Annotated in this window: 13 protein-coding genes; 6 read left to right on the forward strand and 7 right to left on the reverse strand. The window is 63.4% G+C overall.

The window, feature by feature from the left end; genetic code table 11:
- Nucleotides 1-397: 397 nt before the first annotated feature.
- Nucleotides 398-922, reverse strand: coding sequence for a Spy/CpxP family protein refolding chaperone (locus JQ624_RS22070; RefSeq protein WP_212420997.1), 525 nt, complete (start codon nucleotides 920-922; stop codon nucleotides 398-400).
- Between the two features lie 429 nt (nucleotides 923-1,351).
- On the opposite strand from JQ624_RS22070, the gene JQ624_RS22075 reads away from it, so the two are divergent.
- A complete protein-coding gene (locus JQ624_RS22075) occupies nucleotides 1,352-1,726 on the forward strand; it encodes a hypothetical protein (protein ID WP_212420998.1) in 375 nt (124 codons plus the stop codon).
- Nucleotides 1,727-1,783: 57 nt separating this feature from the next.
- On the opposite strand, the gene JQ624_RS22080 is transcribed toward JQ624_RS22075, so the two are convergent.
- The 3 genes from JQ624_RS22080 to uvrB form a co-directional block, all read right to left on the reverse strand.
- The gene (locus JQ624_RS22080; RefSeq protein WP_249129979.1) at nucleotides 1,784-1,990 is read right to left on the reverse strand and encodes a hypothetical protein; all 207 of its coding nucleotides are present in this window, start codon (nucleotides 1,988-1,990) and stop codon (nucleotides 1,784-1,786) included.
- A gap of 78 nt (nucleotides 1,991-2,068) precedes the next feature.
- A complete protein-coding gene (locus tag JQ624_RS22085) occupies nucleotides 2,069-2,836 on the reverse strand; it encodes a DpnI domain-containing protein (RefSeq protein ID WP_212421000.1) in 768 nt (255 codons plus the stop codon).
- 191 nt (nucleotides 2,837-3,027) lie between these two features.
- Nucleotides 3,028-6,042, reverse strand: a complete 3,015-nt coding sequence (uvrB, locus tag JQ624_RS22090) for an excinuclease ABC subunit UvrB (protein ID WP_212421001.1) — start codon at nucleotides 6,040-6,042, stop codon at nucleotides 3,028-3,030.
- A gap of 197 nt (nucleotides 6,043-6,239) precedes the next feature.
- Here uvrB and JQ624_RS22095 point away from each other — a divergent pair, with 197 nt between their 5' ends.
- Nucleotides 6,240-7,535 carry a hypothetical protein gene (locus tag JQ624_RS22095; protein ID WP_212421002.1) on the forward strand — a complete coding sequence of 432 codons (1,296 nt, stop codon included), beginning with the start codon at nucleotides 6,240-6,242 and terminating at the stop codon, nucleotides 7,533-7,535.
- Between the two features lie 293 nt (nucleotides 7,536-7,828).
- Here JQ624_RS22095 and JQ624_RS22100 read toward each other — a convergent pair whose 3' ends face one another.
- The 3 genes from JQ624_RS22100 to JQ624_RS22110 all read right to left on the reverse strand — a co-directional run bounded on the left by JQ624_RS22100 (nucleotide 7,829) and on the right by JQ624_RS22110 (nucleotide 10,312).
- On the reverse strand, nucleotides 7,829-8,041 hold the full coding sequence (locus tag JQ624_RS22100; RefSeq protein ID WP_212421003.1) for a hypothetical protein: 213 nt from the start codon (nucleotides 8,039-8,041) through the stop codon (nucleotides 7,829-7,831).
- Between the two features lie 152 nt (nucleotides 8,042-8,193).
- The gene (locus JQ624_RS22105) at nucleotides 8,194-9,417 is read right to left on the reverse strand and encodes an NAD(P)-binding domain-containing protein (protein WP_212421004.1); all 1,224 of its coding nucleotides are present in this window, start codon (nucleotides 9,415-9,417) and stop codon (nucleotides 8,194-8,196) included.
- On the reverse strand, nucleotides 9,407-10,312 hold the full coding sequence (locus tag JQ624_RS22110; protein WP_212421005.1) for a LysR substrate-binding domain-containing protein: 906 nt from the start codon (nucleotides 10,310-10,312) through the stop codon (nucleotides 9,407-9,409). The genes JQ624_RS22105 and JQ624_RS22110 overlap by 11 nt, the downstream gene beginning before the upstream one ends.
- A gap of 90 nt (nucleotides 10,313-10,402) precedes the next feature.
- On the opposite strand from JQ624_RS22110, the gene JQ624_RS22115 reads away from it, so the two are divergent.
- From JQ624_RS22115 to JQ624_RS22130, 4 genes are all read left to right on the forward strand, one after another.
- Nucleotides 10,403-11,164 carry a sulfite exporter TauE/SafE family protein gene (locus JQ624_RS22115; protein ID WP_212421006.1) on the forward strand — a complete coding sequence of 254 codons (762 nt, stop codon included), beginning with the start codon at nucleotides 10,403-10,405 and terminating at the stop codon, nucleotides 11,162-11,164.
- A gap of 29 nt (nucleotides 11,165-11,193) precedes the next feature.
- Nucleotides 11,194-11,427: a hypothetical protein gene (locus JQ624_RS22120; RefSeq protein WP_212421007.1), complete on the forward strand. Its 234-nt coding sequence runs from the start codon at nucleotides 11,194-11,196 to the stop codon at nucleotides 11,425-11,427.
- A gap of 123 nt (nucleotides 11,428-11,550) precedes the next feature.
- Nucleotides 11,551-12,258, forward strand: a complete 708-nt coding sequence (locus JQ624_RS22125; RefSeq protein ID WP_212421008.1) for a glutathione binding-like protein — start codon at nucleotides 11,551-11,553, stop codon at nucleotides 12,256-12,258.
- Nucleotides 12,259-12,399: 141 nt separating this feature from the next.
- Entirely contained in the window at nucleotides 12,400-13,092 is a 693-nt protein-coding gene (locus JQ624_RS22130; protein WP_212421009.1) for a glutathione S-transferase family protein, read from the forward strand.
- Nucleotides 13,093-13,294: the final 202 nt, after the last annotated feature.

The following is a 13,294-nucleotide window of genomic DNA, read 5'->3' on the forward strand; positions in this document are numbered from 1 at the left end:
TTCTCGCGGCGCGAAGCGCCCGTAGGGATGCGATCGGCGATGCCCTCGAAAAACCAACAGGGCGCAGGGAAAGCCGGGTGCCCTCAGCACCCGCAGTCGTGCGCACATCAATGCACACGGCAGACTACAAGTGCGGCGGAACACCCGGCTTTCCCTGCGCGATGGTTTTAACGGCATAACCGCAGAGGGGCGGCGCGCACTGATCCGCTGGCTTCGCATCGTGAGGCGTGTGCATTGATAAACGAGCGGTTTCTGCTTTCGAGGGCAAAGCAAACACGCCTTGTAGACCCGGGGATGTCGGCCTTTGCCCCCAAAGCGGACATCGCCCGAGCTTAACGTCAGTTAGCCGCGCATGCTCCGACCATTATGCGGCAGGTACGAATCGAACTACTTTGCTTCAGTCCTCGTCCTCAGACTGCGCACGACGCCGTTCTACGGCATCACTCATATCGTGGAGTACAAAGATCGCGAGGGCCGTCATGCGCTGCCTCTGTTCGGGGCTAAGCGTTTTGTAGAGTGGCTGCCAGGCCTCGGCGAGCTTATCCAAATCGGCTGATCGTTGAGCCAATGCTTCCGATCGTCGTTGCAAGAAGGCGATGGGGTCACGATTGCGCATGACTTCGACACGGCTCTCGTCGGCCCGTCTACCCACTGTTTCCTGGATTTTTGCAATACGGGCTTTCCGATCGTCCGTCCTGGCACGAATAGCGGTCTCCACAGGCGGCCAAAGCTTTTCTTGGTCAGGTGTTAGCTGCAACGCGGCCTTTGCTAGATCAATCCTCATGTCCGTCAGACTATTCCGGTCGGCTGCATTTAACCGTTCCGGAGACGCGGGAGCAGAGGTTTGCGAACTTTGCGCGTTGGCAATCGAGGATGCAGTAAGGAAGAGTGCAGTTGTTCCGGCCATTACTATCTTCAACATCGGCGTTCTCCCAGGTAAGCCCCCAGGCAGGCCGCAAAAAATGGTCACGCACTGTGAGGTCCCGTTGACTTAAATCAAAGGAACCAGAGAAGTTGTTTGACGTCCCTACGAGGGCTGGACCAAGCCAGGCCTCGTTTGCCTGGCAAGCAACGCAATCGATGGTAGTGCTCGTGCGACGCCGCTCGGAATTTGTCAGGTTTTTGCGGCCGCGCGAAGCGCACCGGGAGTTGCCTCGCCCCGCACTTGCGGGGTCGAGACGAGCGAAGCTCGCTCTTAGAGGTCGGCGCGAAGCGCCAAGTGAGGGGCTCTCGCCATGCGCTCCCATGCTTCAAGCAGCGTGATCCCCATCACGGCATAACTCTTCCCGATTTTTCATTCTCCCGCTCATGACCGTCCTCGCCGAGGACGTGAAGCGCAGGAGCCGCCGCCATGAACGCGATTGCCGCCCCGAAATCATCCGCGCAGAACCGCCTCGAAGGCTTTACGCTGACCGCCATCCTGCAGGGCTTTCCGACATTCGCCGCCGCGGCGTTGCTGCTGAAACTCGCCCGCCACGACATCGCCGGCGGCGTCGTGTTGTTCGTCGTGCTGACCTCGGTGCTCCACGGCCTGTTCACGCCCTGGCTCGCGCCAAAATTTCCAAAATTCTTCAGGCACGGCTACGAGCCGCTGTTCTTCAACGCGAGCCTGTCATTCGCCGAGAAGATCGCGAAGTGGCGCGAACGGCCGACGACGTCGGTGCAACTGGTGACGAGCGAACTGATGCTGGCGCTGCTGGCGGTCGCGGTGGTGAGTATGAAGTGATCTGTCGGCCGGTCATTCCGATCCGCTATACGGCTTCCGGAATGACGCACATTCAGGTCATCCGTCCGCAGACAAAAACTCCAGCGCCTTTTCGCGGGACGGAAAACGCCCGAGTTCGCGGTAGTCAGGATCGTGCTCTGCCGTCTCCGGCGACCAGAGCACGACGAACTCACCACGTTCTTCCTCGATCAAGGTGGTCAATTCTTCACTCTCGTACGGCGTCATGTCGCGCGCGCCGCAATGCGGACATTCATCGTCGCACATGCAGGACCATTCATCGGCCCATCGGCGCCTGCATCGATCGCATTTGTAGAGATTGAGAAACCACGCCATGCGATTCTCCTAGGGTCGCATACGATAATTGCCGCGCGACACGAACTCGATAAATCCACGGTCGCGCAGATATTGAAGCTGCTGGCGTATCTTGGGCTTGACGTTCTGATTGCCCGGGTAAAGATCGCCAAGATGCCGCTCGAAAGCATACACCTCTTCGAGTGTGAAATCACGCTTGCCGAGCGACTCCACGCATCTCATCACATCGAGCAGCCATCCCCGGGTCTCCGGCGACTCGTTCCTGAGAAACGGCGTCCTTTGCCACTCTTCGAGGACGATGTCTTTGGGACGAACGACGCCGCCCTTCACGATGTGAATTTTGCCGGACTCGGGAACGCGGGACAGGATGATGTTAGATCCTATCCAGCCAGCTCTTCTCGCTGTAGCCGCCAACGGCTTGCGCTCTTCAATGATCTCGCGGACGAAGAAGTGTTTTGGAACGATCAGGAGATTGACGACCGATAGTGATTTGACGTTGTAGTTCATCAGCAGCAGGTTGGGATTGTTGCTGGCCGCCAACCTCTCGCATTTGGTCTTGTAGGCACCGTCGGCGACCTTCGCGCCGAACCTGCTCTTCTGACTCTTCAGTTCGAATTCCTCGCTGCACGATCCGCAAAGGAAGTCGGCGAGCGGACTGTTGTTCGGAAATTGCGACATCTTCGCGTTGCCGCAGTGCGGGCAATACGCCTGTGCGCTGACCCAGGCTTCGGTCCACGCGCGGGCTTTCTGCGTACCGCTGGTGTAAAGGGTTTGGGACTCTTCGAAGCCGAGTTTCATGGCGCCAGCGTAGCGCAACTACTTCGAATTGCTAGAGCATGACGATTTTAGATTGAATCAGCGGTGACGGATGCTACCTCATTGCGAGGTGCGTAGCGACGAAGCAATCCAGAGCCAAAAGAGAGCTGGATTCGCTGCGCTCGCAATGACGATCGATCGCCGTCAATTCATTTCGCGCTGGTAGCCTGACTCTACCTCTTCTTCCGCCCACCCCGATGCCCCGGTGCACCGCCGCTTGAGCGGGGCGCGGGGCCGAACTCCGGGCCGGACTGGCGCGAGTCTGTCGGCTGGAAGATTTTGCTGCCGCTGGTGAGCTCCGGCTTGCGCGGTTTGGCGCTGCCGGGGCGGAAGGGCAGGGATTCCGGGCCGTGCATTTCGTCGAGGTGGGGTTTGTGGATTTTGGAGGTGCTGCTGGCACCGCCCGTGGATTGCCCCTCACCCCGACCCTCTAAGAGCGAGCTTCGCTCGTCTCGACCCCGTGAAGGACGGGGCGAGGGAGCAGAGGGAGCGCGGCTGCCGCTGGCTTTGAGGGCGGCGGAGACGCCTTTCTTTTTCATCGCGCTGACGGGCAAATTCGCGGCCTCGCCGTATTTCTTCGTCCCGGCATAGGCGCCGGCCTTGCCTTGCACGGTGCGTTGCTTGGCGGTGGGGTCGTCGACGACGGCCATTTCGGTGGCGCGGAGGCGTTTGACTTCGTCGCGCAGTCTGGCGGCTTCCTCAAAATTCAGGTCGGCGGCGGCTTCACGCATTCTTGTTTCGAGGTCGGACAATACCGCCTCGAAATTGTGGCCGATGGAGATCACGTCGTCGGCCATGCCGCCGTCGCCGATCTCGACCAGCACGTGGTCGCGCTCGTAGACAGAGTTCATGATGTCGCCGATCGACTTCTTGATGCTCTCCGGCGTGATGTCGTTCGCCGTGTTGTACTCGACCTGCTTCTCGCGGCGGCGGTCGGTTTCGGCGATGGCGCGCTCCATCGAGCCGGTCATCTGGTCGGCATAGAGGATCACCTTGCCGTCGACGTTGCGCGCGGCGCGGCCGATGGTCTGGATCAGCGAGGTCTCGCTGCGCAAAAAGCCTTCCTTGTCGGCATCGAGGATCGCAACCAGCGCGCATTCGGGAATGTCGAGGCCCTCGCGCAGCAGATTGATGCCGACCAGCGCGTCGAACGCGCCGAGGCGCAGGTCCCGGATGATCTCGATGCGCTCGATGGTGTCGATATCCGAGTGCATGTAGCGCACGCGAATGCCCTGCTCGTGCAAATATTCCGTGAGGTCTTCCGCCATCCGTTTGGTCAGCACCGTGATCAGCGAGCGATGACCGGCTTGTGCCGTGGCGCGCACCTCGCCGACGAGATCGTCGACCTGCGTACGGGCGGGGCGAATGTGGACCGGCGGATCGATCAGCCCGGTCGGGCGGATCACCTGCTCGACGAACACGCCGCCGCTTTCGTTCAGCTCCCAGCCGCTCGGGGTCGCCGACACCGCGATGCTCTGCGGGCGCATCATGTCCCATTCCTCGAACCGCAGTGGACGGTTGTCCATGCAGGAGGGCAGGCGGAAACCGTATTCGGCGAGCGTCGCCTTGCGGCGGAAGTCGCCCTTGAACATGCCGCCGATCTGGGGGACGGTGACGTGGCTTTCGTCGGCGAACACCAGCGCATTGTCGGGCACGTATTCGAACAGCGTCGGCGGCGGCTCGCCGGGGCGGCGTCCCGTGAGGTAGCGCGAATAGTTTTCGATGCCGGCGCAGCTGCCCGTCGCCTCCATCATTTCGAGATCGAAGGTGGTGCGCTGCTCCAGTCGCTGCGCTTCCAGGAGGCGGCCGTGGTTGTTGAGCTCGTCGAGCCGCAGCTTGAGTTCGCTCTTGATCGACTTGATCGCCTGCACCAGCGTCGGTCGCGGCGTCACATAGTGCGAATTGGCGTAGATCTTGATGAATTCGAGATCGTCCTGTTTGTGGCCGGTGAGCGGGTCGAACTCTTCGATATTTTCCACGGTGTCGCCGAACAGGTTCACGCGCCAGGCGCGGTCCTCATAGTGCGCCGGGAAGATGTCGATGACGTCGCCACGGACGCGAAACGTGCCGCGGGTGAAATCGGCCTGCGTGCGCTTGTATTGCAGCGCGACGAGGTCGGCGATCAATTGCCGCTGGTCGATGCGCTCGCCCTTCTTCAGCGCGAAGGTCATCGCGGTGTAGGTCTCGACCGAGCCGATACCGTAGATGCAGGACACGGACGCGACGATGATGACGTCGTCGCGCTCGAGCAGCGCGCGCGTCGCCGAATGGCGCATGCGGTCGATCTGCTCGTTGATGGACGAGTCTTTTTCGATGTAGGTATCGGTCCGCGGGACGTAGGCCTCTGGCTGGTAGTAGTCGTAATAACTGACGAAATATTCCACCGCGTTGTCGGGGAAAAAACTCTTGAACTCGCCATAGAGCTGGGCGGCCAGCGTCTTGTTCGGCGCGAGGATGATGGCGGGGCGCTGCGTGGCCTCGATCACCTTGGCCATGGTGTAGGTCTTGCCCGAGCCGGTGACGCCGAGCAGCACCTGCGTGCGGTCGTTGCGGTTGATGCCTTCGACCAGTTCCTTGATCGCGGTCGGCTGGTCGCCCTTCGGCTCGTATTCGGATTTGATCACGAAGCGCACGCCGCCTTCGGACTTTTCCGGGCGCGGCGGCCGGTGCGGCGTCCAGACTCTGATCTGGCCGTCATCGCCCTTGAATTCCGGGCGGCCGTCGCGGATCAGATTCTCCAGCGCGTCGGCGGTGGCCTTGACGCCGAACGCCTCCATCTTGCTGCGCGGCGGCCGGGCCAGCGCCTCGTCGTCGTCCTCCGCCGTCGGCAGGCCGAGTTGCCGCGCGAGTTCAGGATCGAGCGTCGGAATCGTCGCCGACGTGCCGTAATTGGCTTGCGGGGCTTCTTCGAGGCCTTGGCTGGATGCATCGCGTTTGGCAACGTCTTCGCCGGTTCCCTTGGTCGAGGCGCGCGCACGGTGCGCCGCGGCCTCGCCGCCGGCGCGGCGGTCCCACGAATTGTCCGGCGGCGGCTGCAGGCCGGTGCCCGAACCCATGCCGGCGTCGCCGCGGTTGATCGCGGGATTGAGCAGTTCGGCGAGCGCCGGAGCGATCGGCTGCACGTCCGGCCGGTGCGCTTTGGATTTCGGGGTTTTGGATTTTTTTGGAACTTCGGGAGTCTTCGCCATGCCGGCAATATGGGACTGCGGCAGGCCGCTGAAAAGGCCGAAATCGTCAACCCGTCTTGTCGACCCGCCACAAACGCGCCGGCGCCGGAACTGCTGCCAACCGCTGACAATCGCGGTGCAGAACGAAGCGAGAGACGTTGACCGCAAAAAACAGCCTGTGATTGAATGTCGACGGGGTAGATCGAGGGGGGAAGTCAATGCAGCTCATTGAAGCCGCGCTGGCCTTCGCGATCACGATGCTCGCGTTGTCGCTGGTGGTCTCGTCATTCGTCGAAATCATTCACCGCACCTTCTCGATGCGCGAAGCTGGACTCAAATACGTGCTCGGGCAGATGTTCGACCAGGTGCTCGCGAAATATGTCGCGCCGGCGATCGCGCGCGCCGTGGCGGCGGATCCGGCGATCGCGGCCGCGGCCAGGAGCGATCGAATCAGGGAGTTGCTGACGGGCGCGCGCACGGCGTTCGTCGAGCGCATGAGCGCCAACCGCGCCCCGATGGGCGTGACGCCCAAGGCGACGCCGACCGATCCGGCCGCGCAGGTCGCAAACAATCCGAGCGGGGCATTCGGCCTGTGGAGCGGCCGCGATCTGGCCGCGATGACGCCGGCCGAGTTCATGGAGCGGCTCGGCAGTATCGATGTCGGACAGGCGATTGCCGATGCGGATGCGGCGGCCACCAATGCCGCCCGGGAGGCCGGCGCTACGGCGGCGGACGCGGTCAATGTCGTGCTCAAGGATGTCGCGCAAAAGTTCGAGGCGTTCGGCAGGGAAGCCAGCGTCTATTTCGAGGGCCGCGCCCGGCTGCTCTCGGTGGCGGTCGCGATCGCGCTGGCCTTTCTGGCCCATGTCGATGCGGTCGATCTGTTTCGGACCTATCTGCGCGATCCGAACGCACGCGCCAAGGTGATCGAGCAATCCGAAGCGGTGACGGCGCGGTACAAGGCGGCCAAGGACGCCGCCGACGCGGTGAAGGATATCGTCAAGGATGCGAACGCCGCGCCGCCCGATGTGAAGGCGCAGGTGGAGAAGATCAGGCAGGATTGGACGGAGGCGATCGGCAAGGTCGACGCGACGGTCAAGCAATATGCCGATCTTGGCGTGCCCCTCGGCTGGAACGACGAGCGCATCGAGCGGGCGAGAATGTCTCAATGGGCGTGGACCTGCAAGGACCCGAACAAGCAGGAGGGCGAAGGCCTGGGGTCGCTGTGGAAGGACTGCGGCAAGAACCAATGGCGTAGAGAGATATGGGTTCAGGTGCCGACCTCGCCCGGCGTCTGGTTCTATCTTTTCCTCGGGGGATTGCTGGTCGGGCTCGGCGCGCCATTCTGGTATAACGCGGTCACCGGCCTGACCAACATCCGCAACGCGGCGCGCGGGACGGCGTCCGCCGATGCGCAAACGCGCGCTGGCGTTGCGGCCGCCGCAGGGGCCGGCACGACACAGCCGGCGACGCCGGTCGATATCTTCAGGGTTTCGAACGCGGCGCAACGGTGAACGGCAGTAGGGGGACCGGAATGCGCCCGCCGCGATGGCGGCGGGTTGCACGCCTTACGCCGTCAGTGGGGCGGTCGCGGGTTTGACGATATCGAGATGGACCCCGCCGCAACGGGTGCATCGCATGGTCCAGTATTCGGCGCCGGCGCGGCCGGGGATGATGCGCAGGACCGCGAGCGAGGCGCGGCAATCCGGACAGTTCGAGAGCGTCGGCGTCGCCTGCAGGGTCTGTTCGGGAAGGGGTACGGAGATTCGGCCGGCCAGCGCGTGGCCGCTCGTTCCACCAGTCGCGCCTACGGATTCGCGAACCGCGGCTTGAAACGATCGATATGGGCTTTCGCGTCCGCAATCGCCGCTTCCGGATCCGACCACGCGAAACCCACTTCGAGTGTCGGAAACGTCATCCCATCGATCACCACCGGCTTCTGGTCGGCCCGTTGAATCCTGGCGTGCCACAGCCCTCTCCCTGCCTCGAACGACTGAATTTCAAAGCCACCATAGATCATGGCGTGTCCCCCGGGTTTGTCCCATGGGACGACAGAAGCACGGCTGGAGCAGGGACTTTGTGAACGGGTTCACATGTCCGCTGATTTTTTGCGGGTTCCCCGGATGCGATCGACTCCCTCTCCCCGTCCTTCACCCCGCAAGCGGGGCGAGGTTAGAAGCGCCGCGCGAGAATATGATCGGCGAGCACGGCCGCGTCGTCGCCGACGCCGGACAGGAACGAGGAGTTCATCTTCGACAGCCATTGCAGGCCGAGGAAATACAGGCCCGGCACAGCGGATATGCCGTTGCGGTGGACTGCTTCGCCTTTGGCGTCAGTGACCGGAAGATCGATCCAGCCGAAATCGACGCCGTAGCCGGTCGCCCAGATCACCGCGGAGATGCCTTCCGCGGCGAGGTCGAGCCGCGTGAGCGGCGCGGTGACGCAAGGCGGGTCGGCGAACGTCGCGCGGGCGTCGGGGTCTTCGGGCAGCTCCATGCGGCGCCGTTTCACATACGCGTCCACCGTATCGAGGAAGGTGGTGAAGACGAGGTCGCCGTCGGCAAGGCTTTCGGCAAGGCCGGATGCAATGTCGAGCACGCCGTTATGCGCCGCCTCGATACGCCCCAACAGGATCATGCCATCGGCGGCGAAGTTGCGGAAATCGATGGTGCGGCCGCCATAGGCGCCTGAAATGACAGGGCCCAGGCGCGCGGGCCCACGCTCCTCCGGCGTGACCTGATCGAGCCGCATCTCGGCGAGCCACCAGATCAGGTCGCGGCCGCGGTAGCGGCGCGGCAGGCGGCGGTGCCGTCCGACCGAGAGATAGACGCGGCGGCCGGCCTGCACCAATTCCTCGGCGATCTGCGCGCCCGATGCGCCGGCGCCGGCCACCAGCACCGCGCCCGGCGGAAGCTGCCCGGGATTCTTGTAGTCAGCGGCATGGACCTGGAACACGGGATGATCGCCCAGCAGGTCCGGGACGATGTTGCGCTGGTAGGGACCGGTGGCGACGACGACATTGTCCGCCGCGATCGTGCCGTCGGAGGTCTCGGCGATGAACCCTGCGCCGTCACGCTGCGACAGCCGCGTCACCTCGACGCCGCAGCGGATCGGGGGGCTGACGAAGCCGGCATAGGCCTCGATGTATTTGATGATGTCATCCACGTTTGCAAAGGCATCCGGATCGCTGTGCGGAAACGGAAAGTCCGGCAACCGCACCGACCAGTTGGGAAACTGGAATTTCAGCCCGTCCCAGCGTTCGCTGCGCCAGCGTTCGGCGATCCGATGGCGCTCGAGCACGAGATGCGAAAGCCCGCGCTCCTTCAGCCGGTGGCTCATCACGAGGCCAGCCTGGCCGCCGCCGATCACGAGCGTTTCGATTTTTTCATCCGGCATGTTTCTGGCCCCTGCGGCGCGTGGCGGGTTCTGCCGCCGCGCGGATAATCCAGCGCCGGAACGCGGCGAAATCGCGCTGGGCGGTGCTGAAGCCGCGATAGACCAGATACCAGCGCATGCCTTTCGGCACACTTAACGCAAACGGCGCGACCAGCCGGCCGGCGGCCAAGTCGTCGTCGATATAGGGGCGGATGCCCATGGCGATGCCGAGGCCGTCGACGGCGGCCTGCAGCGCCTGGCCGTAGAATTCGAACTCCGGTCCGCGGGCGGTGATGCGGGCCGTGCCGGCGGCCTCGAGCCATGACGGCCAATCGTCGGGCGAATGCGCCACCCGCAGCAGCGTCGGCCCCTTCAGATCGCCGGGGCGTTTGAGCGTGTTGGCAAGGCGCGGCGCGCAGACCGGCAGCAGGTCGGCGGCGAATAGCGGTTCGGCGATCAGGCCGGGCCATTCGCCGTCGCCGAGCTTGATGCCGCAGCTCCAGTCCTCGCCGAACGGCACCGCGGCGCCGCCGGTGGTGATGCGGACGTCGATATCCGGCTCCTGTTTGCGGAAGTCCGCCAGCCGCGGGATCAGCCACTTCATCGCAAAGGTGGGACCGACGCCGATGGTCAGCACGCGCACGCTTGCAGGCGCAGTGACCTGCGCGGTCAGGCTCGCCAGCGCGTCGAAGATCGGCGTCAGCCCGCTTTGGTAGGCGCGGCCCGCCGCCGTGGTGGCGAGGCGGTTGGCCTTGCGTTCGAACAGCGCGACCTCCAGCCGCTCTTCCAGCAGGTGCACCATCCGGCTGACCGCGGCGGCGGATACGTTGAGCTCGGCGCCGGCGGCGGCAAAGCTGCCGGTCCTGGCCGCAGCTTCGAACGCCTTGATACCGTTGAGAAAGAGCAGCCGGCGCACAACACCCTCAGGAAAACTGATGCCAGAGCAAGATAACTCAGTTTGCGTGCGCCGTCCAAGCGCGGCAGAAACATGATTGTGGAGATTCCGATGACGCCCCTCATGATCGCAGCCCTCGGTGCGTTGATGGTCGCGACAGCCTTCCTGTCGGGCCTGTTCGGCATGGCCGGCGGGATGATCCTGATCGGCGTGCTGTTGATGCTGATGCCGCTGCCCACCGCGATGGTGCTGCATGCGATCACGCAGATGGCGTCGAACGGCTGGCGCGCCTTTCTGTGGCGGGCGCATATCAGCTGGCGGCCGGTGTTCGTCTATCTGATCGGTTGCGCGCTCGCGCTCGGCGTCTGGTCGATCACCCGTTACGTGCCGGACAAGCCGATTGCGCTGCTGCTGCTCGGGGTGACGCCGTTCATGGCGCGGCTGATGCCGAAGAACCTCAAGCCCAATCCCGACAGCATCGCGCAGGGCTCGTTCTACGGCTTCATCTGCATGGGGCTGATGCTGATGACCGGCGTCTCCGGCCCGCTGATGGACACCTTCTTTCTCGGCGGCAATTTCGGCCGCCGCGAGGTGGTCGCCACCAAGGCGACCTGCCAGGTCGCCAGCCATCTGACAAAGCTGATCTATTTCGGCGGCATCGTCGACCAGGCGGCGACGCTCGATCCGGTGCTCGCTGGCGTCGCCATCGCCGCCTCGATGCTCGGCACCACGCTGGCGCGGCGCATCCTGGAAGCGATGAGCGACGCGCAGTTTCGCACCTGGGCGAACCGGCTGATCACGACCGTCGCGGGCTACTACATCCTCTACGGCGGCTGGCTGCTGTTCACGCGCACCAGCGCGATGGCATTTTGAGTTTGACCGCTTCGGATGCGGAGGCGCTGATGACCGAGACAACGGACGCACTGGTGCTCGACCTCGTCGAATGGATCGGCCGCGAGCCACGGCTCTATTCCGAGGTGATCGAGACGTGGCGCACCTCGTGCCCGCGCCTCACCATCTGGGAGGACGCGGTCGATCGCGGTTACGTGGCGCGGCAGCCGGCGGCGGGTGGCGTGCGCGTCGCGATCACCGAAAGCGGCGCCAAATTCCTGCGCGAGCACGGCCGCGGCGCGTGAGGCGCCATCACATTTGCGCGCGCGAGGCCGGCGCCGATTGACTTGCACCGCCGATCCTCCCAAATTCATGCAGTCGCATCTTTCTTGCGAAAACAACAATCCAGCGCATAGCAGGATCGCCCCATGATCGACCTTTACTACTGGACCACGCCGAACGGCCACAAGATCACGATGTTCCTCGAAGAGACCGGGCTTCCCTACAAGGTCTTTCCGGTCAACATCGGCAAGGGCGAACAGTTCAAGACGGAGTTTCTGGCAATCGCGCCGAACAACCGCATTCCCGCGATGGTCGATCATGCGCCGAAAGGCGGGGGAAAGCCGATTTCGATCTTCGAGTCGGGTGCGATGCTTTTGTATCTCGCCGAGAAGACCGGAAAGTTCCTCCCCACCGATCTCTACGGCCGCTATGACGCGATCCAGTGGACGTTCTGGCAGATGGGCGGGCTCGGGCCGATGGCCGGACAGAACCATCACTTCAGAAATTACGCGGTGGAGAAAATCAAATACGCCATCGACCGCTACGTGAACGAGACCAACCGGCTCTACGGCGTGCTCAACAAGCGTCTGTCGGACCGCGAATTCATCGCCGGCGACTATTCGATCGCCGACATGGCGAGCTATCCCTGGGTCGTGCCCTACAAGAACCAGGACCAGAATATCGACGACTTCCCGCATCTGAAGCGTTGGCTGGAGACCATCCGCGCCCGGCCCGCCACGATGCGCGCCTATGCCAAGGCGAAAGAGGTCAATCCGAATTTCGGCCAGCCCGTCAACCGCACAGAGGAGGAGCGCAGGATCCTGTTCGGCCAGACCGCGGCGGTGGTGCGGTAGGAAGGACGGTCCCTCCACCGTCATTGCGAGCGCCAGCGAAGCAATCCATATTGCGGCATAATGGATAGATGGATTGCTTCGTCGCTTGCGCTCCTCGCAATGACGGTTAGGCTGGCGGTCATCTTCGGAACTGGCCACGACATGTCCCTCAAACTCTTCGAACTCGTCGGCACCGACCCATCCCGCCCGTTCAGCCCGTTCTGCTGGCGGACGCGGATGGCGCTGGCGCACAAGGGGCTGTCGGCGGAAACCATCCCGTGGTGCTTCACCGAGAAGCGCGCAATCGCGCCGCATGGCTCCGAAAAAGTGCCGGTGCTGCTCGACGGCGATCGTGCCCTCGTCGATTCCTGGACCATCGCCAACTATCTCGAAGACACATATCCGGACCGGCCGTCGCTGTTCGGCGGCGAGGGCGGCCGCGCGATGGGGCGGATGCTGAACTGGTGGGGCGACGGCGTGATCGGCGGCATGTTTCCGCTGATCATCGCCGACATCCCGCTCAACCTGAAGCCGGAGGACGCGGCCTATTTCCGCAACAGCCGCGAAGCGCGTTTCGGCAGGAAGCTCGAAGAGATCATGGCCAGCCGCGACAAGGCGGTCGAAGGTTTCCGCAAATCGCTCGACCCGCTGCGGCTGACATTGCGGACGCAGCCCTTTCTCGGCGGCACTGCGGCGAACTATGCGGACTATATCGTGTTCGGCGCGTTCCAGTGGGCGCGGGTGGTCAGCCCGTTCAGGCTGCTGATGGAAGACGATCCGGTCTATGCCTGGCGCCAGCGGTTGCTCGATGCGTTCGACGGACTGGCGCGAAAGTCGCCAAGCTATCACGGGTAGGGCAAGCGGGACGCGTAGGTCACCCGGATCGCCGGCCGGAGCCAATCGCGGCGGCTTGGCTGACAGCAGGAATGATCACGTTCGCTGACGTAAATCAGCAGGTAATGATTGCGCGACTGTCCGGCCTATCGCCGAGGCTGTAAATTAGTTCTATCCGATAACGATGTTAGCTGTGACGTAAAATGAAGGCGTAGTCTTGTTC

Source organism: Bradyrhizobium sp. AUGA SZCCT0283, assembly GCF_018130385.1.
Lineage (GTDB): Bacteria > Pseudomonadota > Alphaproteobacteria > Rhizobiales > Xanthobacteraceae > Bradyrhizobium.

Excerpts from the sequence above, each read along its gene's own strand:
- JQ624_RS22070 (WP_212420997.1), bottom strand. The coding sequence starts at position 922 with ATGTTGAAGATAGTAATGGCCGGAACAACTGCACTCTTCCTTACTGCA.
- JQ624_RS22075 (WP_212420998.1), top strand. The coding sequence starts at position 1,352 with ATGAACGCGATTGCCGCCCCGAAATCATCCGCGCAGAACCGCCTCGAA.
- JQ624_RS22080 (WP_249129979.1), bottom strand. The coding sequence starts at position 1,990 with ATGTGCGACGATGAATGTCCGCATTGCGGCGCGCGCGACATGACGCCG.
- JQ624_RS22085 (WP_212421000.1), bottom strand. The coding sequence starts at position 2,836 with ATGAAACTCGGCTTCGAAGAGTCCCAAACCCTTTACACCAGCGGTACG.
- uvrB (WP_212421001.1), bottom strand. The coding sequence starts at position 6,042 with ATGGCGAAGACTCCCGAAGTTCCAAAAAAATCCAAAACCCCGAAATCC.
- JQ624_RS22095 (WP_212421002.1), top strand. The coding sequence starts at position 6,240 with ATGCAGCTCATTGAAGCCGCGCTGGCCTTCGCGATCACGATGCTCGCG.
- JQ624_RS22100 (WP_212421003.1), bottom strand. The coding sequence starts at position 8,041 with ATGATCTATGGTGGCTTTGAAATTCAGTCGTTCGAGGCAGGGAGAGGG.
- JQ624_RS22105 (WP_212421004.1), bottom strand. The coding sequence starts at position 9,417 with ATGCCGGATGAAAAAATCGAAACGCTCGTGATCGGCGGCGGCCAGGCT.
- JQ624_RS22115 (WP_212421006.1), top strand. The coding sequence starts at position 10,403 with ATGACGCCCCTCATGATCGCAGCCCTCGGTGCGTTGATGGTCGCGACA.
- JQ624_RS22120 (WP_212421007.1), top strand. The coding sequence starts at position 11,194 with ATGACCGAGACAACGGACGCACTGGTGCTCGACCTCGTCGAATGGATC.
- JQ624_RS22125 (WP_212421008.1), top strand. The coding sequence starts at position 11,551 with ATGATCGACCTTTACTACTGGACCACGCCGAACGGCCACAAGATCACG.
- JQ624_RS22130 (WP_212421009.1), top strand. The coding sequence starts at position 12,400 with ATGTCCCTCAAACTCTTCGAACTCGTCGGCACCGACCCATCCCGCCCG.